The sequence below is a fragment of the Chryseobacterium endophyticum genome (assembly GCF_056333165.1).
The window spans coordinates 153,630-179,417 of sequence record NZ_JBWGXE010000009.1 but is presented as its reverse complement, the minus strand read 5'-3'; the positions used below and the strand labels follow the sequence as shown (position 1 = coordinate 179,417).

General features: G+C 38.5%; 32 protein-coding genes. 24 read left to right on the top strand and 8 right to left on the bottom strand.

The features are described 5' to 3' along the window. Nucleotides 1-60 precede the first annotated feature (60 nt). The 7 genes from AC0N32_RS17865 to AC0N32_RS17835 all read left to right on the top strand — a co-directional run bounded on the left by AC0N32_RS17865 (nt 61) and on the right by AC0N32_RS17835 (nt 6,866). Nucleotides 61-507, top strand: a complete 447-nt coding sequence (locus tag AC0N32_RS17865; protein ID WP_476395201.1) for a hypothetical protein — start codon at nt 61-63, stop codon at nt 505-507. Between the two features lie 32 nt (nt 508-539). Further along, nucleotides 540-1,583 (top strand): A/G-specific adenine glycosylase, encoded by a 1,044-nt coding sequence (gene mutY, locus AC0N32_RS17860; RefSeq protein ID WP_476395224.1) that lies wholly within the window; start codon nt 540-542, stop codon nt 1,581-1,583. 432 nt (nt 1,584-2,015) lie between these two features. Next, nucleotides 2,016-2,573 (top strand): gliding motility lipoprotein GldD, encoded by a 558-nt coding sequence (gene gldD, locus AC0N32_RS17855; RefSeq protein WP_476395200.1) that lies wholly within the window; start codon nt 2,016-2,018, stop codon nt 2,571-2,573. A 28-nt stretch (nt 2,574-2,601) separates the two neighbouring features. Further along, complete coding sequence (locus AC0N32_RS17850; protein WP_476395199.1) at nt 2,602-3,525, top strand: PfkB family carbohydrate kinase; 924 nt, start codon at nt 2,602-2,604, stop codon at nt 3,523-3,525. A gap of 88 nt (nt 3,526-3,613) precedes the next feature. Further along, nucleotides 3,614-4,984, top strand: coding sequence for a peptidylprolyl isomerase (locus AC0N32_RS17845; RefSeq protein WP_476395198.1), 1,371 nt, complete (start codon nt 3,614-3,616; stop codon nt 4,982-4,984). A gap of 125 nt (nt 4,985-5,109) precedes the next feature. After that, nucleotides 5,110-6,054 (top strand): NAD(P)H-dependent flavin oxidoreductase, encoded by a 945-nt coding sequence (locus AC0N32_RS17840; protein WP_476395197.1) that lies wholly within the window; start codon nt 5,110-5,112, stop codon nt 6,052-6,054. A gap of 14 nt (nt 6,055-6,068) precedes the next feature. Then, nucleotides 6,069-6,866 (top strand): alpha/beta fold hydrolase, encoded by a 798-nt coding sequence (locus tag AC0N32_RS17835; RefSeq protein WP_476395196.1) that lies wholly within the window; start codon nt 6,069-6,071, stop codon nt 6,864-6,866. Nucleotides 6,867-6,875: 9 nt separating this feature from the next. Here AC0N32_RS17835 and AC0N32_RS17830 read toward each other — a convergent pair whose 3' ends face one another. The 3 genes from AC0N32_RS17830 to AC0N32_RS17820 all read right to left on the bottom strand — a co-directional run bounded on the left by AC0N32_RS17830 (nt 6,876) and on the right by AC0N32_RS17820 (nt 9,102). Continuing rightward, the gene (locus AC0N32_RS17830) at nt 6,876-7,496 is read right to left on the bottom strand and encodes an HD domain-containing protein (protein ID WP_476395195.1); all 621 of its coding nucleotides are present in this window, start codon (nt 7,494-7,496) and stop codon (nt 6,876-6,878) included. 27 nt (nt 7,497-7,523) lie between these two features. Beyond that, nucleotides 7,524-7,823 (bottom strand): rhodanese-like domain-containing protein, encoded by a 300-nt coding sequence (locus tag AC0N32_RS17825; protein WP_476395194.1) that lies wholly within the window; start codon nt 7,821-7,823, stop codon nt 7,524-7,526. Nucleotides 7,824-7,887: 64 nt separating this feature from the next. Beyond that, entirely contained in the window at nt 7,888-9,102 is a 1,215-nt protein-coding gene (locus tag AC0N32_RS17820) for an outer membrane beta-barrel protein (protein ID WP_476395193.1), read from the bottom strand. 72 nt (nt 9,103-9,174) lie between these two features. Here AC0N32_RS17820 and queG point away from each other — a divergent pair, with 72 nt between their 5' ends. The 4 genes from queG (at nt 9,175) to AC0N32_RS17800 (ending at nt 13,080) form a co-directional block, all read left to right on the top strand. Next, nucleotides 9,175-10,122: a tRNA epoxyqueuosine(34) reductase QueG gene (gene queG / locus AC0N32_RS17815; RefSeq protein WP_476395192.1), complete on the top strand. Its 948-nt coding sequence runs from the start codon at nt 9,175-9,177 to the stop codon at nt 10,120-10,122. Nucleotides 10,123-10,474: 352 nt separating this feature from the next. After that, complete coding sequence (locus AC0N32_RS17810; RefSeq protein WP_476395191.1) at nt 10,475-11,152, top strand: TIGR02117 family protein; 678 nt, start codon at nt 10,475-10,477, stop codon at nt 11,150-11,152. Nucleotides 11,153-11,311: 159 nt separating this feature from the next. Next, entirely contained in the window at nt 11,312-11,779 is a 468-nt protein-coding gene (locus AC0N32_RS17805) for an SRPBCC family protein (RefSeq protein ID WP_476395190.1), read from the top strand. Between the two features lie 8 nt (nt 11,780-11,787). Further along, on the top strand, nt 11,788-13,080 hold the full coding sequence (locus AC0N32_RS17800) for a cryptochrome/photolyase family protein (RefSeq protein ID WP_476395223.1): 1,293 nt from the start codon (nt 11,788-11,790) through the stop codon (nt 13,078-13,080). Between the two features lie 21 nt (nt 13,081-13,101). Here the strand turns inward: AC0N32_RS17800 and AC0N32_RS17795 are convergent, their stop codons facing one another. The 4 genes from AC0N32_RS17795 to AC0N32_RS17780 all read right to left on the bottom strand — a co-directional run bounded on the left by AC0N32_RS17795 (nt 13,102) and on the right by AC0N32_RS17780 (nt 15,904). Then, nucleotides 13,102-13,623 carry a hypothetical protein gene (locus AC0N32_RS17795; RefSeq protein ID WP_476395189.1) on the bottom strand — a complete coding sequence of 174 codons (522 nt, stop codon included), beginning with the start codon at nt 13,621-13,623 and terminating at the stop codon, nt 13,102-13,104. A gap of 164 nt (nt 13,624-13,787) precedes the next feature. Then, nucleotides 13,788-13,982, bottom strand: a complete 195-nt coding sequence (locus AC0N32_RS17790) for a cold-shock protein (protein WP_476395188.1) — start codon at nt 13,980-13,982, stop codon at nt 13,788-13,790. A 230-nt stretch (nt 13,983-14,212) separates the two neighbouring features. Continuing rightward, nucleotides 14,213-15,274 carry a 3-oxoacyl-ACP synthase III family protein gene (locus AC0N32_RS17785; protein ID WP_476395187.1) on the bottom strand — a complete coding sequence of 354 codons (1,062 nt, stop codon included), beginning with the start codon at nt 15,272-15,274 and terminating at the stop codon, nt 14,213-14,215. Between the two features lie 330 nt (nt 15,275-15,604). Next, the gene (locus AC0N32_RS17780) at nt 15,605-15,904 is read right to left on the bottom strand and encodes a hypothetical protein (RefSeq protein ID WP_476395186.1); all 300 of its coding nucleotides are present in this window, start codon (nt 15,902-15,904) and stop codon (nt 15,605-15,607) included. Nucleotides 15,905-16,065: 161 nt separating this feature from the next. Between AC0N32_RS17780 and AC0N32_RS17775 the strand changes: the two genes are divergently transcribed. The 13 genes from AC0N32_RS17775 to AC0N32_RS17715 all read left to right on the top strand — a co-directional run bounded on the left by AC0N32_RS17775 (nt 16,066) and on the right by AC0N32_RS17715 (nt 24,486). Then, nucleotides 16,066-16,302, top strand: coding sequence for a hypothetical protein (locus AC0N32_RS17775; protein WP_476395185.1), 237 nt, complete (start codon nt 16,066-16,068; stop codon nt 16,300-16,302). A gap of 62 nt (nt 16,303-16,364) precedes the next feature. After that, nucleotides 16,365-16,580 (top strand): hypothetical protein, encoded by a 216-nt coding sequence (locus AC0N32_RS17770; RefSeq protein ID WP_476395184.1) that lies wholly within the window; start codon nt 16,365-16,367, stop codon nt 16,578-16,580. Between the two features lie 138 nt (nt 16,581-16,718). After that, nucleotides 16,719-17,114, top strand: a complete 396-nt coding sequence (locus tag AC0N32_RS17765; RefSeq protein WP_476395183.1) for a hypothetical protein — start codon at nt 16,719-16,721, stop codon at nt 17,112-17,114. A 60-nt stretch (nt 17,115-17,174) separates the two neighbouring features. Continuing rightward, nucleotides 17,175-17,621 carry a thioredoxin family protein gene (locus tag AC0N32_RS17760; protein WP_476395182.1) on the top strand — a complete coding sequence of 149 codons (447 nt, stop codon included), beginning with the start codon at nt 17,175-17,177 and terminating at the stop codon, nt 17,619-17,621. 1 nt (nt 17,622) lies between these two features. Further along, complete coding sequence (locus AC0N32_RS17755) at nt 17,623-18,549, top strand: FAD:protein FMN transferase (protein WP_476395181.1); 927 nt, start codon at nt 17,623-17,625, stop codon at nt 18,547-18,549. Nucleotides 18,550-18,721: 172 nt separating this feature from the next. Then, entirely contained in the window at nt 18,722-18,892 is a 171-nt protein-coding gene (locus AC0N32_RS17750; protein WP_476395180.1) for a DUF4266 domain-containing protein, read from the top strand. Nucleotides 18,893-18,922: 30 nt separating this feature from the next. After that, nucleotides 18,923-20,092 (top strand): DUF3570 domain-containing protein, encoded by a 1,170-nt coding sequence (locus AC0N32_RS17745; RefSeq protein WP_476395179.1) that lies wholly within the window; start codon nt 18,923-18,925, stop codon nt 20,090-20,092. 6 nt (nt 20,093-20,098) lie between these two features. Then, nucleotides 20,099-20,866: a phosphatase PAP2 family protein gene (locus AC0N32_RS17740; RefSeq protein ID WP_476395178.1), complete on the top strand. Its 768-nt coding sequence runs from the start codon at nt 20,099-20,101 to the stop codon at nt 20,864-20,866. A gap of 2 nt (nt 20,867-20,868) precedes the next feature. Continuing rightward, a complete protein-coding gene (locus AC0N32_RS17735; protein ID WP_476395177.1) occupies nt 20,869-21,564 on the top strand; it encodes a VIT1/CCC1 transporter family protein in 696 nt (231 codons plus the stop codon). 146 nt (nt 21,565-21,710) lie between these two features. After that, nucleotides 21,711-22,292, top strand: coding sequence for a Crp/Fnr family transcriptional regulator (locus tag AC0N32_RS17730; RefSeq protein ID WP_476395176.1), 582 nt, complete (start codon nt 21,711-21,713; stop codon nt 22,290-22,292). A 73-nt stretch (nt 22,293-22,365) separates the two neighbouring features. Then, complete coding sequence (locus AC0N32_RS17725) at nt 22,366-23,079, top strand: lysostaphin resistance A-like protein (RefSeq protein ID WP_476395175.1); 714 nt, start codon at nt 22,366-22,368, stop codon at nt 23,077-23,079. Nucleotides 23,080-23,208: 129 nt separating this feature from the next. Beyond that, complete coding sequence (locus tag AC0N32_RS17720) at nt 23,209-23,964, top strand: alpha/beta hydrolase family protein (RefSeq protein WP_476395174.1); 756 nt, start codon at nt 23,209-23,211, stop codon at nt 23,962-23,964. A gap of 84 nt (nt 23,965-24,048) precedes the next feature. Then, a complete protein-coding gene (locus AC0N32_RS17715; RefSeq protein WP_476395173.1) occupies nt 24,049-24,486 on the top strand; it encodes a nuclear transport factor 2 family protein in 438 nt (145 codons plus the stop codon). A 48-nt stretch (nt 24,487-24,534) separates the two neighbouring features. Here AC0N32_RS17715 and AC0N32_RS17710 read toward each other — a convergent pair whose 3' ends face one another. Continuing rightward, entirely contained in the window at nt 24,535-25,788 is a 1,254-nt protein-coding gene (locus AC0N32_RS17710) for an arsenic transporter (protein WP_476395172.1), read from the bottom strand.

The window sequence follows — 25,788 nt, the reverse complement described above, 5'->3', positions numbered from 1 at the left end:
AATAAAAACCGATGCATTTTTACATCGGTTTTTTTCTATCAAATCATTAAATGTTTCATTATGAAAGGCAGATTATCTTATTTTTTGCCGTTATTTATTTTGTTTGTCGGCTGTGAAGAGAAAAATTTCCAAAAGGAACAGGTCGTCGATCTGTTTGCAGACGAAAGAAAAGAAGGTAAAGCTTATGTCATGAGCGAACAGGAATGCTTCGATGCCAGTGATCTCGTGATTTCCACATCAGACATCAAGCCGACAGACAGTTCCAAAGGACGTGGAAAAGCTGTTTTTATTTATCAAATCAAATCAGGAGAAGTATTGAAAACGACAAGAGATTCCGTAGTGACTTTCCCGATGCAGATTGTATCAAACCAACGGCTGAAACTGAAATCTCCTATGTATACTTATCTGAAAAAACTTGAGGGCTACCGCTTTATTGCCAAAGATAAGCATCTTAGATATCAATGGCTTAAGGCGGCTCCCGTCTATCAGGCAAAACAGGAAAATTGAGCTATCTTTGCAGCATTAATGAAGAAGAACTTTTGGAAAAAATAAACAATTCAGATCTCAGTCATCTCGGTAATAAGCTTTTAGGCTGGTACAAAACAAATGCAAGGGATCTTCCGTTTCGTAAGACAAAAGATCCGTACAAAATATGGATCTGCGAGATTGTTTTTCAGCAAACAAGGATCAGCCAGGGGTTGGGTCACTATAATCGTTTTATTGAAAGATTTCCGGATGTTAAAACATTGGCAGAAGCCGATGAAAATGAAGTCTTGCTGTATTGGAAAGGTTTGGGATATTATTCCCGGGCTATCAATATCCATAAGGCGGCAAAGCAGATTATGAGTGATTATAATGGAATTTTCCCGCATGAATACGAAGAGATTTTGAAATTGAAAGGAATAGGGAAATATACTGCGGCAGCAGTTTCCAGCATCTGTTTCAATGGGAAAATTCCTGCGGTTGACGGAAATTTTTACCGGGTATTAAGCCGTTTGTTTGCCGACGATTTTGATATTTCAAACTCAAGAGCTTTCAGTTATTTCTCAGAATTGGCCCATTTAATTTTACCGGATAATGTTGGCGACTTCAATCAGGCGATGATGGACCTGGGATCCGAAGTCTGTAAGCCCAAAAATCCTGTCTGCAGCCAATGTCCGTTGAATCAGGATTGCCTGGCTTTTTCAATGAATAAAGTTTCAGAATTTCCCGTAAAAACAAAAAAAACAAAAGCGGAAGATTTAAGCCTTACCTATTATTTTGTTCACCGGAATGGAAATTTTTTAGTTCAACAGAGAAAAGACGACTTCATCTGGAAAAAGCTTTTTGAATTCCCGCCGGAAATTTCCGATGCACTGGTTCCATTCATCGTTGGGGTAAAAACCGTGAGCCATAAGCTGACCCACAAGAACTTAAGTATAGAGATTTATAATGTTGAGGTTGATTCTGAAGAAGCCTGGGAGAGATTTATTTCCCAAAATGATTTGATGGTGACTGACATCGAAGGTTCTCACGAAAAGTCTTTTCCGAAGCCGCTGGAAACATACATCCGTAATTATGAGGAGGCTTATCGGTTTTTGTAGCCATTTACGACGCTATTTGGCATTTAAACAGGGAATTAAAACATAGAGAGATGTCCGGAAAGATTCGGATATGGGGTGCTACTAAAATCGCAGATTCCACAAAGTCAATGACACAGATACCGGGAAATATTGAGTGAAATTTTACCACTCCGTTTGTCATTCTGCAAGAATCTCAAGATAGTATTAGAGAAGCACAGAAAGATTCGAATATGGATTTCTATGTAAATCGCAGATTCGATGGAGTAATATGCCGCAAAATACATCTTCGCAGTCTCTTCCAAGTGAAACGGCTTTGTGAAAATTAAAACAGCTAGCAGTAAAAATATCTTTGTGACCCTTTGTGTTCACGAGCAGCATTTACCTTAAATTCAAAACCTTGAAATCCTGAAATTTGTCTTCCCAAATCTAAAATCTAATTTGTACTTTTGCAGAATGTTTAAAAACGCCATTTTTATTTTTGCAGCCTTACTTCTGGTATCCTGCGGAAAGGATCCTCTTCCGAAGCCTTATGGGGAACTTCGCCTGGAATATCCCGCACCGAAGTACCAAAAGTTTGAAAACAACTGTGCCTACACATTTGAATATTCTGATTTTGCCAAAATAGCGGATGCGAAAAGGCCTTGTTGGTACTATCTGAATTATCCGAAAATGAAAGCAAAAGTTTTTGTGACGTACTATCCCATAAAAAACGATTTTGCAGCACATATCCAGGAAGCGGAAAAAATGGTTTACGAACATACGATCAAGGCCAGCGCTATTGAAACCAAGTCATTTGAATATCCGGAAAAGAAAGTTTACGGGAATTTTTATGAGCTTAAAGGGCAGAGCGCATCAAACCTTCAGTTTTATATTACCGACAGTACAAGACATTTTGTAACTGCGTATTTATATTTTAACACAAGGCCAAAACCCGATTCCCTGGCTCCTGCAGTAGATTATATCAAAAAAGATATGAAACATCTGCTTGACACATTTGAATGGAAAAATTAATTTACTTTTAATATACTTTGAAAATAATATGAAACTTTTAGTTGTAGGAAGTGTTGCATTCGATGCAATCGAAACGCCATTTGGTAAAACAGATAAAATTTTGGGAGGTGCAGCAACATATATTGGGATTACTTCATCTATTTTGGGGGTAAAATCAGGAATCGTTTCCGTAGTGGGGGGCGATTTTCCTCAGGAACATCTTGATATGTTTACCGACAGAGGCGTAAACATTGAAGGAATAGAGATCGTAAAAGAAGGCAAAACCTTTTTCTGGTCGGGTAAATACCACAACGACCTTAATACAAGAGACACATTGGCCACAGAAGTGAATGTCCTCGAAAATTTTGATCCTAAAATCCCTGATTCTATGCAGGATGCGGAGATCTTGTTATTGGGGAATCTTCATCCGGGCGTACAGCTTTCAGTGCTCGAAAAAATGCATAACCGTCCGAAACTGGTTATCCTCGATACGATGAATTTCTGGATGGATACGGCTTGGGATATTTTAATGGATATGATCGCCAAAACCGACGTGATTACCATTAATGATGAAGAAGCAAGACAGCTTTCAGGAGAGTATTCTCTGGTAAAAGCGGCCAAAAAGATTCACGAAATGGGTCCTGAATATGTTATCATTAAAAAAGGAGAGCATGGTGCTTTGCTTTTCCACGATAGTAAAGTCTTTGCCATCCCGGCATTACCGCTGGAAGAGGTTTTTGATCCTACCGGTGCAGGAGATACTTTTGCGGGAGGTTTTGCGGCGTATCTGGCTAAAAAACAAAAGACAGATTTCGAAACCATGAAATCCGCTCTGATCGTAGGTTCTGCCATGGCTTCTTTCACCGTTGAAAAATTCGGGACAGAGAGAATTCAGGAAGTAAAAGAAGCCGATATGTTCGCAAGATTGAAACAGTTTAAAGAATTAACGACATTCGACGTAGAACTACAGTAAATACTTCTTTTTTAAGAAATATTTATAATAAAAAATTTAGTGTAATTCGTTAAGAATTTTAAATTTGCAACTTGTTTAAAATAGTAAAATGATAAATAAACTTAAAATCACTTTTCTTTTTGGAATTTTCATCATTATGTTTGGTACAAACACGATGAATGCTCAGCTCAAACAAGGAGATTTAGTGGATGGTATTGCTGCTGTGATCGGTGATGAAATTGTTTTGGAATCTGATGTGAATGAGCAGATGAATTATGCCAAGCAGCAGGGAGCTTCTAATATAGATAAGTGTGAGTTTTTGGAAAATCTTCTCAACAACAAGCTTCTTGTATATGAAGCAAGAAAAGATACCCTAATTGAAAACCGTTCTGCTGTGATTAAAGAGCAGGCTAATGCAAAATATCAGCAGTTGCTGTCCCAGTTTCCTGACGAGAAAGCCATGCTGGCTGCCTACAAGTTCAGGAATGGGTATGAAATGAAAAATGCGATCGAGAAAATCGATACGGATCAATATTACGGGCAGGCAAAATACCAGAGAATTACGGAGAAAGCAGATGTTACGCCTAATGAAGTAACAGATTTCTACAATACATTTAAGACTCAGCTTCCTGAGATTAAAGATGAGGTTTCACTTTCGCAGATCATGATGTATCCTAAACTTACGGATGCTCATAAAGACGAGCTTATTAACCGATTGAAAAAGATAAAGCAGGATATTCAGGGGGGAGAAAGTTTTGAGAGCCAGGCAAGAATCTATTCTGAAGATCCGGGTTCAGCTTCCAACGGAGGTCTGATGAAGAATATTTCCAAAGGTCAGATGGTAAAGCCATTTGAGGCTGCAGCGCTGAATCTTCAGGAAGGCGAAATTTCAGATCCTATAGAATCAGAATTCGGGTATCACATCATACAGCTCGTGAGAAAATCCGGAAAGATCTATGATGCCAGACACATTCTTTTGATGGCAACGCCAACAGATGAAGAAATAAAAACGGCAAAAGTAAAGCTTGACAGTATCAGAGGTTTGATCATCAATGGTAAAATGACTTTTAAAGATGCCGCATACCGATTTTCTGATGATAAAAGAACGAAATTCAATGCTGGGGTGATTCCCGGAGCAGACGGTTCTAATAAAATAGAAAGAGAAAGCATTCCCGGAACCATCAGTTATGAGCTGGCAGGTCTTAATAAAGGAGATATCACCAATGCTTTTGATGACAAAGATGAAAGAGAAAGAAAGGTCGTAAAGATCATCAAAATGGAAGATGTGATCCCTGCCCACCAGATTACTCTGGAAACGGATTATGACAGAATCAAGCAGATGGCGCTTAATAAAAGAAGAAACGAAATGGTGGAAAAGTTTGTTAACTCCAAGCTGCCAACGACATTCATTTCGATAGACGGCCGATACGAGAACTGCGCTTTTAAAGCAACCTGGAAAAAAGATGCAGTCAAAAAATAATTACCAACCTTCAGAATTTTCTGAAGGTTTTTTTTATGCTTAAATTCCTCGAAAGACTGCTTTTTTATTATTTTTACAACATGAGCAATTTTATAGATTTTAATTCAGCAAAAAAGCTTCACGAAATGCAATCACAGCAAAATAAAATTACAGAACTATTTAAAATACAATATCCCATCATCCAGGCCGGTATGATCTGGCATTCAGGATGGAGACTGGCTTCGGCGGTTTCCAACTGCGGCGGATTGGGTCTGATCGGTTCCGCAAGTATGTACCCTGATATTTTGCGGGAAAATATTCAGAAGTGTAAGAAAGCTACGGATAAGCCTTTTGGTGTTAATGTAGCATTGCTTTACCCTAATTTGGAAGAAATTATTAATATTATTTTGGAAGAAGGAGTGAAGATTGTTTTCACTTCTGCCGGAAGCCCGAAAGCTTACACTGAAACTCTTCAAAAGGAAGGAATAAAAGTAGCTCATGTTGTTTCATCCACGAAATTTGCGGTAAAATGCGAAGAAGCCGGCGTTGATGCTGTTGTTGCAGAAGGCTTTGAAGCCGGAGGTCACAACGGAAGGGATGAAACCACAACTTTCTGTCTCATTCCGAATGTGAAGAAACATATCACAAAACCTCTCATCGCAGCAGGAGGAATTGCTTTGGGGTCACAGATAAAAGCAGCGATGATCCTTGGAGCAGACGGTGTACAGATAGGTTCGCGTTTTGCCGCAACGACAGAGGCCAGTGCCCATGAAAACTGGAAGAAAAAAATCACCGAGCTGCAGGAAGGGGATACCCATCTTACGTTGAAAGAGCTTGCTCCCGTAAGAATGGTTAAAAACAAATTTTTCAATGAGCTTGAAGAGATCTACAACGTCGGAAGAAATAAAGAATCCCTGATCGCTTCGCTGGGGCGTGCCAGAGCCAAAAAAGGAATGTTCGAAGGCGATATGGAAGAAGGTGAGCTTGAAATCGGCCAGGTTTCTGCACTGATCGATGATGTTTTGCCGGTGGAAAAGGTTTTCAGTAACTTACTACAGGAATTCAGAAACGCGGGTAATCCTGATTTTTAACCTGTTTAAATTTAATGGAAGGGAATATCATCGAGGTAAATGGCAAAAAACTATATGTCGAATACAATCAACCTTTTAAAAATAGACCGACAATTGTTTTCTTACACGATTCCTTAGGATGCACACAGCTTTGGAGGGATTTTCCTGAGAATTTATCTTTGGAAGCACAATGTAATGTTTTGGTTTATGACCGTCTTGGCTACGGGAAATCTTTTCCTATGTCTACTCATGAACGTGAGAACAATTACATGGAAACCGAAGCCGATGTATTGAATGATTTATTAAATATTTTAGACATTCAGGACGTGATTCTTTTCGGACATAGTGACGGCGGAACAATTGCTCTTATCACGGCCTCAAAATACCCCGAAAAAGTAACGGCTACTATCTGTGAAGCCGGATATATTTTCGTTGAAAGTATTACCATAAAAGGTATTCGGGATGCTCTTTATGCTTATCATACCACTGATCTTCCGGAACGCCTGAAGAAATATCATGGTGTTAAAGTTGAAATGATCATCAAAGCATGGACTGAAATATGGTTAAGCGACCGCTTCCGGAGCTGGAATATTGAATATCTGCTGAAAGACATAGTCTCTCCGCTCTTATTTATCCAGGGTGAAAATGATGAATATGGAACTTTGGATCAGGTTGACCAGACAATTTCCCAGGTTGGGGGAATCTCTCAGAAATGTATTATCGAAGGTGTTGGACATACGCCTCATAAAGAAGTTTCGGAATTCGTTTTAAAAAAATCAGCCGGGTTTATCGCCGAAACAGTACTAATCAAACAAAACATTTTGCAAAAATGAAATGTTTATCTATGTTAAATATTCAATTTCAGACAGCATATTATTCCTTGCCTGAGTTTCATACTTTTGTTTAAAATAATCGGTTTTAAAGATATTTTCCGCTTCAAGGAAATGAAGTAGGGCCTTTCTTCTCCCTGGTTTATACAACAGATCAGGATATATTGAGTATTCTTTTCTTATTTTTTGAGTATAATCTAAATATTTACCAGGCTCACTTCCGAGAATTAAAAGGTCTGCGTCCAAGAGATAATTGATATCATTATCGTCAGACTGTTGATGAAGTTTTGTCGCCATAATCTGTTCTGAAAGTTTTTCTGTAAAATTCAAATCAGCGCCTACTTTGTGAAGGCATTTTATGGCTAATTCCGCACTTTTCTCTTCATTAGATTTGGAAGTGGCATTATAAATTACATCATGATAAAACACTGAAAATGAAATTGCTGTATAATTTTCAACTGTATCTTTGATATTATCGAGCTCGGAAAACATATGTTCTAGATGCTCGAAGTTGTGATAATGCCTGCCCTTTTCAGTATATTTTTTGTCTACTTCGATCCACAGATTATCAATAAGTTTTAAATCACTGGTGAAAAGAGAGCATGTACTTAAAAATCTTTCTTTAAGATCCATATGAGATTTTTAAATGAAAAAGGGAACTTAAAAAGTTCCCTGATTTGCTTCTATAGCCTGTTTCAGTTCTGCCCAGCCTCCGCCGTTGTAACCTTCTTTCAGACCTTGAGTGTTCAGATATTCCAGAGCCTTTCCGCTTCGGTTTCCGCTTCTGCAGAAAATAACTACCGGTTTCTCAATAGACAAAATCTCATCTTGTCTGTCTTCCACCTCACCCAAAGGAATATTTTTAGCTCCTTCTATATGTCCGTCCATTTCAAGCTCCATAGGCTCGCGAACGTCGATTAATTCGTAATTTCCTGATTTTAAAACTTCTGCTAAAGACATAGTAATGTGATTAATTAATACGTAACGAAAATACGTAAAAATAATGATAATTAATCATTGTGTTCTAGAATAATGTATAGCCTAGGATAAGAGATAAGGTATGATAGTTAGAATCCAGGGTAACATAGTTTTGTAAAAGATTTCTTTGTGTTGTTGCTCGTAACTCTATTAAAAATTTATCATTATACTTATATCCCGCACCAAATGCAATATTAGAACCGGAATCAGTCTTAATTTCTGAAAAATCAAGTTTGACATTAGACTTAAATTCGAAATCCATAAGATAAGCAACATTGAAAAAAATCTTTGATTTTTTATTAAGGAACAGGTAATATCTCACCCCAATAGGAACCTCCAGGGACTTATAATCAACACTTCTTGTCGATTTCATTTCAAAATATTGTCCGGCAAAGGCAATAGATTCCTTTTCGTCTTTGTAATACTGGTAGGTTGGTTCTGCAAATAAAGCCCACTTGTTTTTGTTGAAAGGAAGAATAAATTCTGCTTCTATACCGATCCTGAATGACATTTTATTGCCAAATTTCGTAGTTTCTCTCGATGTATAGGTCGGACTGGTAACTTCAAGCGAAGATAAATTTATTCCCGGTCTGATGTTCAGGTTGAAAAGATCTGTCTTTTCTTTGGGTTGGCTGTAATTTACGGCAGTATTACCTTCACTACAGGAATTAAAATTCATGAACAGGTCTGCCAGATTTTTTCTGTCATATCGGGCTGCTCTGATTTTTTTTGATTCTACGCCACAGGTAAGAATTTCTGTAAGCTGCTTCTTATAATCTTCATTATAAGTGATTTGGCTGTTGTCAATATAATAAGGTTTATAGATCAACTGTTTCGGATCTAAATCATCAACGCTGAAGAAAAATTTTCTGATGTCATTGTCTTCATAATACAGAAGATCTGCTTTCCCGTCCACGACATATTTTAGGAATACGGTTTCTTCTTTGAATTCAGGTTTTCTATCATAAGACATTGCATTCAGTTCATCGGAAGAAGTGTCAATCAATACTTTTTTTCTTATAAATCTGCTGTCGTTATCAACACCGAACTCTTTGATATTGTTGATGGTTTCTTTTTTAACGGGACTCGATTCAGCTGTTTTATATTCAAACTCTGTCGGATTATTTTTCCAGTCGATATTTCTTATTAAAACTTCCTCTCTTTTACCGGAATTGGATATAAAGTATCCTTTTTCAAATGTGATCTGTGCTTTGAAAAGACTTGCTGATCCAAAAACAGCCAACAAAAAGATTTTTTTCATGGTTACGTAATTTCTAAATTATATAAATTCAGCGGCAAATTTATAAAATAATACTAGTTTTGCAATGTTATTATGAATTCAAACCCTGAAAAATACTCGCAGTTGATCAAAGCCAGAGCAGAAAGTTTTGGCTTTCAGAGCTGTGGGATTTCCAGAGCCGATTTCCTTGAAGAAGATGCCAGGCCACTTGAAGAGTGGCTGAAGAATAATTTTCATGGCGAAATGAAATACATGGAAAATCATTTTGATAAGAGGTTGGATCCGAGATTGCTTGTAGAAGGTTCAAAATCAGTGATTTCTCTTTCTTATAACTATTTTCCCGAAGAAAAGATTTCTGCCTTCGACAATTTTAAGATTTCAAAATATGCTTATGCCGAGGATTATCATGAAGTCATTAAAGATATCCTCCGGGAAATGGTGGCCGGCTTACAGGAAGAAATCGGGGAATTTGGTTTTCGGGTTTTTGTAGACTCTGCGCCGGTTCTCGAAAGAAGCTGGGCCCGCAAGTCGGGGATCGGATGGGTAGGAAAAAATGCTAATCTTATTACAAAGCAGAATGGCTCATTTTATTTTCTGGCTGAAATCATCTGTGATCTGGAATTAATTCCTGATCATGAGACCACAGATCATTGCGGAACATGCAGGAAATGTATTGATGCCTGCCCGACTGAGGCTATTGTGTCTGAGAAACTCATCGATGGAAGCAAATGCATTTCCTACGCAACCATCGAACTTAAAAATGATATTCCCGATTATTTTCAGGATAAAATGAATGACTGGATGTTTGGTTGCGATATTTGCCAGGATGTCTGTCCCTGGAACAGATTTTCGGCACCGACGCAGCAAAGAAAATTCTCACCGAATGAAGCATTGAAAAACTTTAAAAAAGGAGAGTGGAGAGAGCTTACTCAGGAACTGTTTTCGGAAATATTCAGAAAATCTCCTGTTAAACGGACAAAATTTGCAGGTCTGAAGCGGAATATCGAGTTTCTGGAAAAATCTGCAGATAAATTTCGATGAAATTTTAGGGATACATTCCCGTCTGGAATTTTCTGAGTTCCAAAATAAAAAGGGTAAACAGCCATTCCTTAAATTTTACATTTAAAGAGGGAAGATTTTTACAGGTAAGAGTTTTTTATAACTCAAAAAAAAATGATCTTCGGGAGAATGATATCTCGCCAAAAATCAACGTTTTTTTTGCACTCTTTTTGGGGCAACTTTTACTCTGATTTTAAATCTTTTGTTTGATTTAGTGTTTTTCTGCATATTTGTGAACAATTTGTACTTAAATTTAAATAAAAAATCATTTAAAACAAATACTTTTGAAAAAAAAATATTATTAAATTTTATTAACCTTATTTTAAGAATGGCTGTGAAAAAAATGTTATTTATTATACTTAAAGCCCTGGGCGTTATTATCGGAATTGTTGTACTGTATGTTGCCTTAGGGTATTTGCTGCCATTTATAGAAGTTTCTGCACAGGATGACGGACAAAAAAAAGAAATTCCGATTTACATCTATACCAACGGAGTACATACGGATATTGTGATGCCTGTGAAAAACGAGATTTACGACTGGAGCTCTAAAATCCCTTTTTCCAATACAAAATCAAAAAGATCAGACTATAATTATGTGGGAATCGGCTGGGGTGATAAAGGCTTTTATCTCGATACGCCTACCTGGGCAGATCTTAAATTTTCAACGGCTTTTAAAGCGGCTTTCTGGCTTAGTGAATCTGCGATGCACTGTACATATTATCAGAAAATGAAGGAAGGAGACGACTGTAAAATGATGATGATCAGTAAAAACCAATATAAACAACTCGTCGAATTTGTGCAAAATAAGTTCGATAAAGATAAAAACGGAAATTTCATACTGATTCCTACCGATGCCGTATACGGTAATAATGATGCCTTCTATGATGCCAAAGGAAAATACAGTTTTCTGAATACCTGCAATACCTGGGCAAATGATGCCTTAAAGGCTGCCGGACAGAAAGCTGCATTCTGGACACCTACCGACTATGGAATTTTTCTGCACTACAAGTAGTTCGGAAATACTTAATAGGTTTTTAAACTTAAAGAGGAATTAGTTTAAAACTGCCACGGAGAAAAATAGTAAGAACCGCTTTTATGAGGCGGTTCTTCATTTGATGAATCTTCTTCCCGGCCTGTGGTATCTTTATTGCATTGCCATTTGGAAAAAAAAATGAAGCACAGACTCTTTCGTGAACAACAGCTGAAGTGTGACATCGATACGGCATGGAAATTCTTTTCTTCTGCTAACAATCTTTCCAAAATTACTCCGGAAGACATGAACTTTACTGTTCTGACCACATTTGAAAACGACGAAATTTATGAAGGGATGACCATCGATTATTTTGTGTCACCATTGTTCGGTATCAGGATGAAATGGAAAACGGAGATTACCCAGGTCGATTTCAGAAAGAGTTTTACCGATTTTCAGAAAAAAGGGCCCTACAAACTCTGGCATCACCATCATGAATTTATAGAAAATGAAAATGGTGTTCTGATGAAAGATACGGTCGTTTATAAACTTCCTTTTGGTTTTCTGGGCGAAATTGCCCACACGCTTTTCGTTAAAAATAAGCTGAAGCATATTTTTGATTACCGATTTAAAGTACTTGAAAACCGATTTAATAAAAATACACCGTAATGCCTGAAATAAAAGATAAAATAAATGTTTTCTGGTTTCGGAGAGACTTGCGATTGGAGGATAACTGTGGTCTCTTTCAAGCATTAAAACATGACAAGAAAGTACTGCCGGTTTTTGTTTTTGATAAAGACATTTTAGGAAAACTTGAAAATAAATCGGATAAAAGAGTTGATTATTTTTATCAGGCACTGAAAGAGATTCATCAGGGACTTTTAGAACACAAAAGCGGAATAACTGTTTTTCATGATACACCGCTTGATGCATTCAAAAAATTGATCGGTGTTTTTGAAATCGATACCGTATTCTGTAATTCCGATTATGAGCCGGCCACCATCAAACGCGATAAGGAAGTGGAGGAATTTCTGAAAAAAAATAATGTTGCTTTTAAAAGTTTTAAAGATCAGTTGATTTTTGAAAAAGATGAAATTTTAAAAAAAGACGGTACTCCTTATACGGTTTATACGCCCTATTCAAGGAAATGGAAAGAGCTTCTGAATGAAACTGAAATTGAAAAATATAAAACCGGTTTTTTGAATTTTTTACAATACAAGGCTGAGAAATTTCCCGAACTTTCTGATATTGGCTTTAAAGAAACAGAGGTAAAATTTACGGCGCCTTCGCTTAAGAAATCAATTATTGATCATTACGGCGAATACAGGGATTTTCCGGGAATGGATCACACGACGCATTTGGGAGTTGCTTTACGTTTCGGGACAATCTCTGTACGGGAATGTGTCCGGTTTGCTCTGGAGCACAATGAAACCTGGCTTAATGAGTTGATATGGCGTGAGTTTTTTATGCAGATTCTCTATCATTTTCCAAAAGTTGTAAATCATGCATTTAAAGAAAAATATGAAAATATACAGTGGCGGAATAACGAGAACGAATTTGAGCTGTGGTGCAAAGGAAAAACGGGATATCCTATTGTTGATGCAGGAATGCGCCAGCTTAACGAAACGGGATTCATGCACAATCGGGTAAGAATGGTCGTTGCAAGTTTTCTGACCAAACATCTGCTGATCGACTGGAGGTGGGGCGAAGCTTATTTTGCCGAAAAACTGCTGGATTATGAGCTATCGTCTAATAACGGCAACTGGCAGTGGGCGGCGGGTTGCGGCTGCGATGCTGCTCCGTACTTCAGGGTTTTCAATCCTTCGGAGCAGTCTAAAAAATTTGATAAAGACCAGAAATATGTAAAGCAATGGCTTTCCGAAGAGGAAATCAACGCCGAACCGATGGTTGAACATACTTTTGCCAGAAAAAGAGCTCTCGAAGTGTATGGTAAAGCGGTAAAAGGCTGATGGATTTTTTAGATTTAAATTTTACTTACGCAGTCCCAGTTTTTTCAAAGCGTTTGAATTAAGGAAAATTTCGGGAAAATAAGTCAGGGATTCTACATCAGGAAAATTCTGAAAGGTTTTCTCATTTTTATTAAACGAAAGCTCTATTGAATCATTATATTCAGCGGTAATTCTTACCACCGAGTAGCCATTGTAGGCAATTTTGAAGCCTTCAAAAAGACATTTTTTTTCTGCCTTCTGGTAGGTTTTGTATTCCTCAAACATTGTATTTTCTATTTTGTTTGAATTTGCTTTCCTGTTGTGTTCCAGGGATTTCCAGGAAGTGTAGTTTCTGGGTTCTTTGAGGATATTCCCTTTGATATCAACTGGTACAAACATTCCCAGGGTCAGAGGTTTTTTAAGGAAGTTGGCATAATTATTCATGAGCTTCAGGGTCTGAAGATCTGCATATCCTTCATGGGAATAATACTCGATGACAAAATCGGTCATTGGGATCAGTTTGTGAGCGGAACCGGGTGGAATATGTGCTGTTTCTGTAGACAAAATGATAAAATGTTTCAGTTCAAAAAACGAAGATAAATAAATTGTTAAAACTGTAAAACTATTTTAATCTTAATCATGTTCTTTTTACAAAAAATAAGCCTCTCACATGGTGTGAGAGGCTTGTGAGATATATAGAGATCTCTATAAGTTCTGTCTTTTCAGGCTTATGCCAGCTTTACATTCACTGCATTCAGGCCTTTCTGACCTTGTTGTACCTCGAAAGTTACTTTGTCATTCTCACGGATGCTGTTAGAAACTAATCCTGATGAATGAACAAAAACATCTCTACTTCCGTCTGCCGGAGTAATGAAACCGAAGCCTTTTGCTTCATTGAAAAATTTTACTGTGCCTTCTTGCATGGTAATATTATTAAAAAAATTAGAGTAAGTCAAAAGCCTTGTGCCATGACTCAATTATAACCAAAAGTGGCAGCTGAAAAAGTAAACTGAAAGAAAAGATGAAGTGACTTTACAGAATAGCAAAGGCAGTAGCCTGTTATATTGAGCAAATATACAATAAATATATTTGTATTAAATGATTGGTTGTCAAAAATATATTTGTATTTTATAAAGCAGAATATTCATCCCTTTTAAAATTGATAAACCATAGCATTGATATTCATCCCGGCACCTACGGATGCAAACAAGATAATATCTCCTTTATTGATCGTGTGGGATTCCAGTTCCTCTTTCAGGATCATCGTAAGTAGGGTAGGTATTGTTGCAACGCTGCTGTTTCCCAATTTACTGATTACCATGGGCATGATCCCGGAAGGAACTTCTTTTCCATAAAGATGGTAGAATCTTTCTACGATGGCCTCATCCATTTTCTCATTCGCCTGGTGAATAATAATTTTACTTAGATCATCTATGGCATAACCGCTGCTGTCAAAACATTTTTTCATGGCTTCAGGAACTCTTGATAAGGCAAATTCATAAATTTTCCTTCCGTCCATTTTAATATATTTCGTGTCCGGACAGCTCTCATTGTTGTAAGATTTCCCGAAATACAGAAAATCTTTTTCATTAAGTGTATAAGAAGCCGATAGATGAGATTTTATTCCTGAATCCTCTATTTCGTTGGCTTCGAGAATGACGGCACCGGCTCCGTCTGCATAGATCATACTGTCCCTGTCATGAATGTCCACGACTCTCGATAATGTTTCCGCACCGATGATAAGACATTTTTTAGCCATTCCCGATTTTATGAAAGAATGTGCCTGGATAACGCCTTCTATCCATCCGGGACATCCGAAAAGCACGTCGTACGCAACGCAGAAATTATTTTTGATCTGTAATGCATGTTTCACCCTTGACGCCAGGCTGGGTACTGTGTCGGACTGTACCGTGCCAAAACGGACATCACCAAAATTATGCGCAAATATGATATAGTCCAGCGTTTCAGGATCTATCTTTGAATCTTCTATGGCTGCCTTTGCGGCAATGAAACCCAGATCGGAAGCAACTTGCGTGCTGCCGGCATATCTTCTCTCTTCGATACCAGTAATTTTCTGGAGCTTTTTTGTGATGGAGGCGTTGCTGTCCTGTAAAAGATGACCATCCTGGTTCATGAATACGTGTTGGTCGAAAAATAAATTATTGATGGTCTCTGATGGTATATAATTTCCTACACCTGTGATTTTGCTTGTCATACTAAAAAATAATACTAATCCTTAAATAAAATAAAATCAGCCAAACAATTGTTCAGCCTTCGCCCCGTAGAACTCCGTGATCATTCATGAAGTTTTTATAAGGGTATTTTGTGAAATGTTGCTCAAAATGTGAAAATTATTGAAAATCATTTGATTATCTGTTGGATTCACAAAACAATAGATGTAAATATTCAAATAAATTATATTTTCAATTCTATATCCATATAAAGGTAGTTCATTAAATATAAATAATGCTATGTAAGATTTAAATTGGTAAAATTTAACATTAGCAGACAGGTTTTGACGAAATAATAATCTTGTACCCGGTGTCTACAATTCATCTTCCAGGATCTTCACGACACGGTCGATAACGCTCTGCTTTCTGTATTTTTTATGATAATCTGCTCTGGGTTCGGAAACAATCTGGTCGTGATCTTTGCTGAACAGTGCATATAAGTCTATGTCCGGATGAGTCTCGATATACCATACCAGAAAACTCAGGGGCATTGCATTTTTTCCTGAAAAATAAAGTTGAATGGCCTGCGGGGTAACACCGTATCCCGTTGCAACCTGTTTCATGGTTTCTCCTCGCTTCTTGCTGTACTCACGGATCTTTTCGTAAATTTTCATATTTGAGTAGCTTCTTTATGTTAAAATTTGCAATAATAAGTTGTTGAAATTTCAATATATTATTGTGTTTAAATTTAAAATTGTATATTTGTTTTTATTATTGTCTGTTGAGACAAACACAAAATTACGAAAAAAGGTTTAACGAATATGTATTCATTTGTATGAGCAAATCAATATATCCCAATTACAAAGAGAAATCCGATGAAAAATTTCATTTTATCGGGCAGTGGCTTCCGGTACAATATACCGCCTCAGTGAATATACTGCTGAAAAATGAACCCAAAGATCCGGCCTACATCAGAAAAGTAAAAAACAGGAAAATACATGACGATCAGGTCATTGATGCCCTTTACAAACTGTCAATTTTTAATAAGCTGCAAAAAGATGATCTTTGCTAAAAAATGAATTGAAAAAAATAACAAGCTTTATCGGAACCGGTAAAGACACTAACACAATAACTATGGAAAAAAATAAAACGGTAATCACCGAGTGCTTCCAGTGCGGAACACGATACGAAAATTATTTCAAGGCATCTCCATGCTGCAAATCCATCATCTTAAAGATTGACGAACACGGAAACAGAACAAGTATTACTTTCCTCAGCACCTTCTCGATTCCGAAATCAGATCCGCAGGTTTCAACGGGGAAGCCGAATGAAAATAATTCCCCTTTGTAGATTGGGAAGGTTGAATTTCAGAAAGAGATGATATCTCTGTGCAGGTGGACGATTTTTTTCGAATAATCAAAAAATTAAAAAATTATTAAAGGTTTAATTTAAAGTCATTCTTAATAAAACATTTCATAATTTTGAACAGTGAAAAAGTTGATTTCCATACTGTTCCTGTTATTATATTTGGTTTCTACGACCGAATTGTATCAGCTTTTCAAAATGCCGACACTGATCGAACACTACTGGGAGCACAAAAAGCTTAATCCGGATATGCCTTTTTCGGCATTCATCAAAGCGCATTACGATCATCCGGTGAAGGACGGGGACTATGGAAAAGATCAGAAACTTCCTTTCATTATTCATTCGGCGCCTTTGGCTCTGGTTTTTACGGTAAATCCGGGATTCAGTTTTGAAGCGCCAAGAATTCATTTTACACTGTTAAAACCTGATAAAATACCTTCAAAGGACGAAGACTTTTGTTTAAAGGGCTTCACGGGATCGGTCTGGGAACCTCCAAGAAATGTGTTTTCTTTTATTTAATTATCTGGCTTAAAGACAAGTCAAAACCAACATTATTATCAGTCATTAAAATTCAAAATAATGAAAACACTATTTTCAGCCATATTAATGGTTGTATTTTCCCTTGTTCTCCATGCCCAAAGCAGACTGGAAAACGCAAAAAAAACGGCAGCCGAAAATAAAGAACTTATTCTCCTTAATTTTTCCGGATCCGACTGGTGTATTCCATGCATAAAACTTCATAAAAATATCATTGAAACCGATGAATTTAAGAAGCTGGAATCAGATCATGTGATTGTCTACATCAATGCAGATTTTCCGAGAAATAAAAAGAATCAGCTTTCTGAGGAACTTAAAAAAGAAAATGCTTCCTTAGCCGATGAATACAATGAAAAAGGATTATTTCCATACACTTTATTGTTAAATGCGGAAGGAAAAGTTCTGAAAAGCTGGGAAGGCCTGCCTTCTGAAAATGCTCTGGCATTCAGTAAAGAAATCAGGGAGTTCAGGGAAAGCCAAAATAATTAATATGGCAAAGGAATTCAAAAGGCCTCAGAAACTGATGGGGAATGCTTTTGAAATTACCGTCTTAAGCGATAATGAAAAAGTGGCTCACGATCATATTGACGCAGCCATAAATGAGATCCGCAGGATTGAAAAGCTCCTTACCACATTCAATGAAGAAAGTCAGACCAATCTCATCAACAGAAATGCAGGGATTAAGCCGGTACAGGTAGACAGGGAAATTTTCGATCTCATTGAAAGGAGTTTGAGGATCAGCAGTATTACAGACGGTTATTTTGATATTTCCTATGGTGGAATTGATAAAAGCTTCTGGAATTTCGACCGCGAAATGAAAGCGCTGCCTGATCCTGAACTTATTAAAAGACAACTGAAGCTCGTTAATTTTCAGAATATTATCCTTAATCGTGACAGCCAAACAGTCTTCCTTAAAGAAAAAGGAATGCGGATCGGCTTTGGCGGAATCGGGAAAGGATACGCTGCGGAAATGGCAAAAAGGATTCTCCTGAAAAGAGGCGTCCATTCCGGAATTGTGAATGCTTCCGGTGATCTCACGACCTGGGGACACCAGGCAGACGGAAAGCCCTGGACGGTAGGAATTGCTGATCCCGATAATGCCGGGCAGCCGTTTTCCTACATGAACATAACGGATATGGCGATCGCCACCTCAGGGAATTATGAAAAATTTGTCATCATCAACGGTAAAAAATATTCCCATACCATTAATCCCAAAACCGGCATGCCCGTTTCCGGGATTAAAAGTGTTACGGTTTTCTGTCCCAATGCAGAAATTGCCGACGCAATGGCAACACCGGTAAGTATTATGGGGATTCAGGCAGCGCTTGATCTGGTCAATCAGATTAATCATCTCGAGTGTATTATTATTGACGATTCAGACAGGATCTATTCTTCCCAAAACATTAATTTAAAATAAAAAGCTCTTCATGCTCCGGTAATACTGAATCTTCATGCGGGATGAATCTTCTTCATCCGGATTACAGGATATGGTAAAATTAAAGACAGGAAGCTTTTCTAAAAAGAAATCAAAAATGAAAAATTTCATAAAAATAATCACAGCAATTTGCTTGTTGATCACAATATTGTCGATGCAATCATGCACCACGGTAAAAGAATACGAAAAAAATAAACTCAACGATTCAGAGATGGTTCTTGGAAACCGGATGATCGAAAAAACGGAGCTTAGCTTCCAATCCTACCGAGAAGGTTCTTCAGGCGCCAATGCAGGAAAAGTTGGCGGCGGATGTGGGTGTAATTAAAAAGTATCGTAAAATTTAACGGTGATCTAAATGAAAAAAATAATAATAAGTGCTCTTGCCTTACTCGGAATGCTGAATGCAAAAGCACAGGAAAATACAAACAGCGGACAATCTAAAAAACTGACCCTCGATGAAGCTAATCTTGTTTCAAGTTATTACCATCAGGATGGAAATAATTCTGCCGTAACTGGCGGTGTCGGAACGGAAAAACTTACGGATATCTCCAATACGATTGATGTGACCATGGTGAAATATGATAAGAAAGACCGGAAAAACAAGTTCAATTTCAGCGTGGGAATTGATCATTACACTTCTGCTTCTTCGGATATGATCGACCTGAAAGCCAATTCTTCAGCCTCTCATGCAGACAACAGAATCTACCCGTCACTGAGCTGGAGCCGTGAAAATGAAAGCAAAGGAACAACGCTGACGGGAGGAGTGATGTTTTCAACAGAATTTGATTATCAGTCTTACGGCGCAAACATTGGTTTTTCTCAGAAAACCGCAAACCGGATGGGAGAATTTACCGCAAAATTCCAGACGTATCTGGATCAGGTAAAACTGATTGCTCCGATCGAGCTGAGAGCAAATGATGACTATGGCACCAGTGGCAGAAATACGTTCGCTCTTTCTCTGGCATATTCCCAGATCATTAACCGGAATTTTCAGATAGAGCTTTTGGGAGATGCCGTTCAGCAGACGGGCTACCTGAGTCTGCCGTTTCACAGGGTTTATTTTAATGATAATTCCGTGCACCAGGAAATTTTGCCGGACAAAAGGTTTAAAATTCCTGTGGGATTGAGGGCTAATTATTTTCTTGGCGACAAAGTGATTTTGCGTGCTTATTACCGGTACTATACCGATGACTGGGGCTTAAAATCGAATACATTCAGCCTCGAAACACCGGTGAAGATTTCGCCTTTTGTCTCAGTAAGTCCTTTTTACAGGTATTATTCTCAGGCGGCCGCGAAGTATTTTGCCCCTTATCAGCAGCATACGGCTTTTGACGATTTTTATACCAGCAATTACGATTTATCCAAATTCGACAGCCATTTCTACGGCGCAGGAATACGGATCAGTCCGAAAAACGGGTTATTCGGGGTAGAGCGGCTTAATATGCTGGAAATCAGGTATGGGCATTATACAAAATCTGTGGGTATGAAATCTGATATTATTTCCTTAAATTTAAGGTTCAAGTAATAACCGATGAAAATATTAACCACACTCATAACTGCTCTGATCTTTTCCTGTTCTCTGAATGGGCAGATCAGGGCAGATTCTACCGTATCTTTTAAAAAGCTTGACTATCAGGATCATGCTTATAAGCCGGGTTACAAGAAGATCATCATCCCAACCGTTCTGATCGGATATGGCGTGGTAAGTCTTACCTCGGATGCGTTGAAAGACCTGAACAGATCTACGAAATATGAAATCGGAGAACATCAGCCCAGGCAGATTAAGCTGGATAATTACACCCAGTATCTTCCCGCCGCCATGGTGTATGGCTACAATCTTGCAGGCATACAAAGCAAACATAATTTTAGGGACAGAACCATTATTTACGGAACTTCACAACTCATTTCGGCGGCGTTTGTCCTTCCTCTTAAACATCTAATAAAGGAAGAACGTCCCGATGGCTCAAATAATCTGTCATTTCCTTCGGGCCACACGGCAACCGCTTTTTCATCAGCTCATTTTCTGTTCAGAGAATATAAGGATGAGAATTTGTGGCTCGCTATTTCGGGTTATCCCATTGCCGTTTTTACAGGAGTTTACAGGACACTGAATGATAAGCACTGGGTCGGAGATGTGGTTGCGGGTGCCGGATTCGGGATTTTGAGCACCGAACTCGCCTACTGGATGTTCCCTTGGGTCAACAGGCTTTTTAATAAGAAAGATTCCAAAAGTTTTACTTTTATCTATCCTGTCCTGGATTCTAAAAATTATGGAGCCGGACTGGTTTTAAACTTTTAATTATGCATCATCAATTAGAAAAACATTATGTGAATAGAGTAGGCTGGCTCCGGGCAGCAGTTTTAGGCGCAAACGACGGTTTACTTTCTACCACGAGTATTGTGATAGGAGTGGCTGCAGCTTCACCGGACAGAAATACAATTATTCTTGCTGCTCTTGCCGGTATGATAGCGGGGGCCATGTCTATGGCAGCCGGAGAATATGTTTCCGTAAGCTCACAGGAAGACACTGAAAAAGCTGATCTTCTGAGGGAAAAAAGAGAACTTGAAGAGATGCCGGAGATCGAACTTCAGGAGCTTGCCAAAATCTACGAAAAGCGCGGGGTGAGTAAAGAAACTGCTTTGCGCGTTGCCACGGAACTTACCGAACATGATGCCTTGGCTGCCCACGCCCACGACGAGCTGGGAATCAATGAAATTACGCAGGCAAAACCTTTTCAGGCTGCCATCGCTTCATTCGGTTCTTTTGCTTTGGGAGCTTTGTTGCCGTTTATTGTTTCACTTGTGGCTCCGATTAAGCAGATGGTGTATTTCCAATATGGTTTTTCCATTGTTTTCCTGATGACCCTGGGAGCAATATCGGCCAGAACCGGCGGTTCAAAAACAGGGATTGCTGTCATGCGCATCTGTTTCTGGGGAACGGTGGCCATGGGCGTTACGGCATTGATCGGACACCTTTTCGGCGTAAGTGTTTCTTAAATAAAAAATAAATGAGCTGTCAGCCGGCAGCTCATTTACTTATATTTTTTAGTTTAAAGAATATAAATTTCTTTGTTTCCCTGATATTGGATATTTTGCTATTTTCGTGGTACTGTAGTCTTACCAGTAAATTTTAAATCAGAATAATGCCGACTCCACAAGAAATTCAACAAATATTTTCTCCTTTTTATCATGCTGAAAACAATATCTGGGAGAGGTTTTCAGAGAAAATTCAGCTGCGGCAGTTTCAGAAAAATGAGACCATCAAAGATTATGAGTCGGTTGAGAAGTATTTAAATATAGTTGCTGCCGGATCAGTGGGCTTATTTGTGTGGAACGGTAAAAAAGATATCTGTATCAATCTGCTGTACGAACAGAGCTTTATGAGTGATTATTTCTCATTTCTGAAACAACAGCCTTCCGGGATTAAAACACTGGCGCTGGAAGACTGTACTCTTTGGTCGATCAGTTATCCAGATCTTAATGAGCTGTATTCACGCAACGAAACAGGTTTAAGAATCGGAAAAGCCATTTCCGAAATATTGTTTCTCCGAAAACAGCAGGAACAGATTAATTTACTGACGCTGAGTCCAAAAGAGCGTTACCTCAACCTTATCAGTCAGCGCCCGGAAATTTTCCAGCGAACTCCTTTGAAAATAATCGCTTCTTACCTCGGACTGACGGCAGAAAGCCTGAGCCGCCTCAGAAAAAGAGTTATCGAGAAGTAAAACTTACCCATCGTCAATTTTATTTCAATTTCTTATCATTAGTTTTGGATATTCATATTCAAAAACAAAACCCATGACAAAAAAACAGATAGCAGGCATCGTCGTTTTTTATATTATTGCCATAACATTTCGCTTTCTCGCCGTTAAAACCCGGATACTCGATTTTACCGACAACGAATTCATACGCATACTGCTCCGCGGAATAGGTCCGGCGGTAGGGGCGTTTATTTCTATGGCTTTATTCAATTTTCCTTTCAGGCTTTCTCTTAAAGGGAATTATCGTAGCCTGCTTTTGCCGTTGGTTGTTTTCTGGATTTTTCCTGTCATTCTGATCGGGACGGTGACATATCTTCAACAGGGAAACTTCCCGGTTATCCTCATTGTGACGGTTTTGGTTTACGGATTACTGGAAGAAATCGGGTGGCGCGGATTTTTACAGGAGCAATTGAAAGGCCTGCCTAAACTTTGGAGTATCGCTATAATTGCTGTTTTATGGTTTGTCTGGCATCTGAATTCTGAATTTACGACTTCCAACATGGTTTTTCTGGGAATTTTGATGTTAGGAACCTGGGGAATCGGAAAGGTCTACAACAGCACGTATTCATTGCTGGCCGTTGCAGGATTTCACTCTTTAAATAATTTCTTCCGAAACGGGATTCATGAAACTGAACTGATTCTCATCGCTGTATTGCTGGTGGTATGGATTGGTTTTATGGTCTATTACAAAAGAAAATATAATTCCTCTTTCCATCTGCAGAGATTACAAAATAATGAGAATCGATCATAATACTTTTAAAATTTAACAGATGAAAAAATTACTGGCGGTCATGTTTTGTGCTTCAATTGCGGGCTGTGAACCAAAAAGGATGTCGGATACTGAAAAATCAGCTGTTTTAAATAAGTAATTAAAAATTATATGAAAAAATATGTTTTATTTACCGTTATTGTTTTATTCTGTTGCAGCTGTAACCTCCATAGAAAAGCAGAAAGCACTGAGAAGGCTGACGTAAAATTCGATACTGTCACTTTATCAGACGAGGCCAGAAACCGAAAAATTCCTGTCGCTTTCTACGATCCCGGATCCGAAAGCCCTGATATCGTTATTTTCAGCCACGGATACGGGCAAAATAGAAAAGGGACTTATTTAGCTTATTCGTACCTGACCAATTTTCTGGCTTCGAAAGGATACTTTGTGGCCAGCATACAGCACGAGCTGCCAACGGATGAATTGATCCCTTCAAAAGGCGTTCCTCAGATCGTAAGAAAACCTTTCTGGGAAAGGGGTACGGATAATATTTTATTTGTGATCTGTCAACTCAGAAAAGATTATCCCACGCTTAATTTTAAGAAAATTACTCTCATAGGCCATTCAAACGGTGCGGATATGACAGCATTGTTTCCTCAGAGGTATTCCAATATCGTACATAAAATTATTACTTTAGACAATCGCAGAATGGCGCTTCCGAGAGATAAAAGTCTTAAAGTATATACGTTACGGTCAAGCGATCAGCCCGCTGATGACGGAGTTTTACCGACAGATCCGGAGATCGAAAAGTTTGGGATCACTATGGTAAAACTATCAGATGTGAAGCATAATGACATGGACGATCATGCTACTGCCTTGCAAAGGAAAGAGATGCAGACATATATACTGGAATTTTTGAAAGATTAAATAAACAATAAATAAAATATTGTAAATTGTTACATTGTGGATGCTGATGATGAAGTTATTTACATTAACATAAAACCAAATCTCATGAAGCACTTATGGATACTGATTTTGCTCTCTTTTGTATTTGCCGGATGCAGTGACCGGAAAGAATCTGCGCTTACCGAAAATGAAAAGCTCATCAGGAAATATTTCGATTATTTCAATCGGCACGACTGGAAAAGAATGGCCGATATGTATTCGGAAACAGCTGAGTTTAAAGATCCAGGTCTTGGTAAAGGCATTATCAGGCAATCAAGACAACAGATTGTTGAAAAGTACACCGATCTAGGCCAGATGTTTCCTGATGTGAAAGATAAAATAATACAGATCTACACTTCAGGAGATCATCATGTTATCGTTGAATTTGTTTCAACCGGTACGGCACCCGACAACACAAAATTTGAGTTAACGGTCTGTACGGTTTTTACCCTGGAAAAAGGAAAAATTATTAAAGATTTTACCTACTTTGACAATTTCGAGTAAAGTTTTTTGTTAATTTCAGCCACCTTTGACATTAAATATAATTCAGTTCTAACCAAAGATTTGTAAAGCAAGAAGGGATGCAAGAAGCGCGGGTATCATCATCATGATTCCCAGTTTCAGAAAATCCCATGCGCTTATATCGTATCCGTTTCTTCTGAGTTCTTTCAGCCAAAGAATGGTGGCCAAAGATCCGGTGACCGAAAGATTAGGCCCCAAATCAACACCGATGAGGATCGCACTTCTCACCATTTCAGGTAGATGAATATCCGATAGTGCTGTTCCTGCAATAAGTCCGGCCGGTAAATTATTGATGAGATTGCTTCCTACTGCCACGATCGTTCCGGCTAACCAGGCTGTAGTGCCTGTCGAACCAGAAGCTTCTTCAGAAAGTTTTCGTGATAATACGTCGATGATTCCTGTTTGCTGAACAGCTTCCACCAAAATAAAAAGTCCTGCAACCAGTGGAATGACAGACCATGAAATATCACGCATAAAGGCGACAGGATTTTTTCTGCCTGCCAAAGAAATAACTATTGCGGTGCTTACCCCGGCAATAGCGGTTGGAAGACCAAGATCCCAATGCTCAAAAGAAGCGGCTAACAATACAAGTGTCGTCAGCAGAATTCCCGCCAGTGCCATTTTTCCGCCTCTGCTTAAAGTTTGCTCCTCATGATCGGAAATTAAATTAGCCTTTATGAATTTTTTCTGAGTGAGTAACAGAAGCAGGAATGTAATACCGATGCTGAAGACGGATGGTAAAAGATAGGTGCTTAGCCAGGATGTTAAAGACGGCATATCAGGACCATAAATTACAAGATTGGCCGGATTGGAGATGGGCAAAACAAACGATGCTGCATTAGCAATAAAAGCACATATCAACAGGTATGGGAGAGGTTTTTTAACCTTTGCCCTTGTGACGGCCGCTGCCACTGCCGGAGTGAGAACCACTGCCGTAGCATCATTTGACATGAAGGTGGTGACAAGAATTCCAATTAAATAAATGAGTACGAAAAGTCTTACGGGAGATCCGGCAGACAGGCGTATCGCATACGAAGCCAGCCAGTCGAATAAGCCTTCCCGGCGTGCCGATTCTGCAAGGGTCATCATCCCGATCAGAAAGAGATAGACATCCAGGCCTTTAGCAATACCCGCCCACGCATCACGAAAAGAGATCAATCCGAAAACCAGCAGAACGATTGCGCCGCCAACAGCCCAGACCGCTTCCTGGATTTTGTATGGCCTGATGATGACCCCGGCGGTAGCCACAAATGCAATCAGGTAAATAAAAATATCCGTATCCAT

What these genes read in the sequence shown, in the direction of transcription:
- AC0N32_RS17865 (WP_476395201.1), top strand. Translation starts at nt 61, where the DNA reads ATGAAAGGCAGATTATCTTATTTTTTGCCGTTATTTATTTTGTTTGTC.
- gldD (WP_476395200.1), top strand. Translation starts at nt 2,016, where the DNA reads ATGTTTAAAAACGCCATTTTTATTTTTGCAGCCTTACTTCTGGTATCC.
- AC0N32_RS17850 (WP_476395199.1), top strand. Translation starts at nt 2,602, where the DNA reads ATGAAACTTTTAGTTGTAGGAAGTGTTGCATTCGATGCAATCGAAACG.
- AC0N32_RS17845 (WP_476395198.1), top strand. Translation starts at nt 3,614, where the DNA reads ATGATAAATAAACTTAAAATCACTTTTCTTTTTGGAATTTTCATCATT.
- AC0N32_RS17840 (WP_476395197.1), top strand. Translation starts at nt 5,110, where the DNA reads ATGCAATCACAGCAAAATAAAATTACAGAACTATTTAAAATACAATAT.
- AC0N32_RS17835 (WP_476395196.1), top strand. Translation starts at nt 6,069, where the DNA reads ATGGAAGGGAATATCATCGAGGTAAATGGCAAAAAACTATATGTCGAA.
- AC0N32_RS17830 (WP_476395195.1), bottom strand. Translation starts at nt 7,496, where the DNA reads ATGGATCTTAAAGAAAGATTTTTAAGTACATGCTCTCTTTTCACCAGT.
- AC0N32_RS17825 (WP_476395194.1), bottom strand. Translation starts at nt 7,823, where the DNA reads ATGTCTTTAGCAGAAGTTTTAAAATCAGGAAATTACGAATTAATCGAC.
- AC0N32_RS17820 (WP_476395193.1), bottom strand. Translation starts at nt 9,102, where the DNA reads ATGAAAAAAATCTTTTTGTTGGCTGTTTTTGGATCAGCAAGTCTTTTC.
- queG (WP_476395192.1), top strand. Translation starts at nt 9,175, where the DNA reads ATGAATTCAAACCCTGAAAAATACTCGCAGTTGATCAAAGCCAGAGCA.
- AC0N32_RS17805 (WP_476395190.1), top strand. Translation starts at nt 11,312, where the DNA reads ATGAAGCACAGACTCTTTCGTGAACAACAGCTGAAGTGTGACATCGAT.
- AC0N32_RS17790 (WP_476395188.1), bottom strand. Translation starts at nt 13,982, where the DNA reads ATGCAAGAAGGCACAGTAAAATTTTTCAATGAAGCAAAAGGCTTCGGT.
- AC0N32_RS17785 (WP_476395187.1), bottom strand. Translation starts at nt 15,274, where the DNA reads ATGACAAGCAAAATCACAGGTGTAGGAAATTATATACCATCAGAGACC.
- AC0N32_RS17780 (WP_476395186.1), bottom strand. Translation starts at nt 15,904, where the DNA reads ATGAAAATTTACGAAAAGATCCGTGAGTACAGCAAGAAGCGAGGAGAA.
- AC0N32_RS17775 (WP_476395185.1), top strand. Translation starts at nt 16,066, where the DNA reads ATGAGCAAATCAATATATCCCAATTACAAAGAGAAATCCGATGAAAAA.
- AC0N32_RS17770 (WP_476395184.1), top strand. Translation starts at nt 16,365, where the DNA reads ATGGAAAAAAATAAAACGGTAATCACCGAGTGCTTCCAGTGCGGAACA.
- AC0N32_RS17760 (WP_476395182.1), top strand. Translation starts at nt 17,175, where the DNA reads ATGAAAACACTATTTTCAGCCATATTAATGGTTGTATTTTCCCTTGTT.
- AC0N32_RS17755 (WP_476395181.1), top strand. Translation starts at nt 17,623, where the DNA reads ATGGCAAAGGAATTCAAAAGGCCTCAGAAACTGATGGGGAATGCTTTT.
- AC0N32_RS17750 (WP_476395180.1), top strand. Translation starts at nt 18,722, where the DNA reads ATGCAATCATGCACCACGGTAAAAGAATACGAAAAAAATAAACTCAAC.
- AC0N32_RS17745 (WP_476395179.1), top strand. Translation starts at nt 18,923, where the DNA reads ATGAAAAAAATAATAATAAGTGCTCTTGCCTTACTCGGAATGCTGAAT.
- AC0N32_RS17740 (WP_476395178.1), top strand. Translation starts at nt 20,099, where the DNA reads ATGAAAATATTAACCACACTCATAACTGCTCTGATCTTTTCCTGTTCT.
- AC0N32_RS17735 (WP_476395177.1), top strand. Translation starts at nt 20,869, where the DNA reads ATGCATCATCAATTAGAAAAACATTATGTGAATAGAGTAGGCTGGCTC.
- AC0N32_RS17730 (WP_476395176.1), top strand. Translation starts at nt 21,711, where the DNA reads ATGCCGACTCCACAAGAAATTCAACAAATATTTTCTCCTTTTTATCAT.
- AC0N32_RS17725 (WP_476395175.1), top strand. Translation starts at nt 22,366, where the DNA reads ATGACAAAAAAACAGATAGCAGGCATCGTCGTTTTTTATATTATTGCC.
- AC0N32_RS17720 (WP_476395174.1), top strand. Translation starts at nt 23,209, where the DNA reads ATGAAAAAATATGTTTTATTTACCGTTATTGTTTTATTCTGTTGCAGC.
- AC0N32_RS17715 (WP_476395173.1), top strand. Translation starts at nt 24,049, where the DNA reads ATGAAGCACTTATGGATACTGATTTTGCTCTCTTTTGTATTTGCCGGA.
- AC0N32_RS17710 (WP_476395172.1), bottom strand. Translation starts at nt 25,788, where the DNA reads ATGGATACGGATATTTTTATTTACCTGATTGCATTTGTGGCTACCGCC.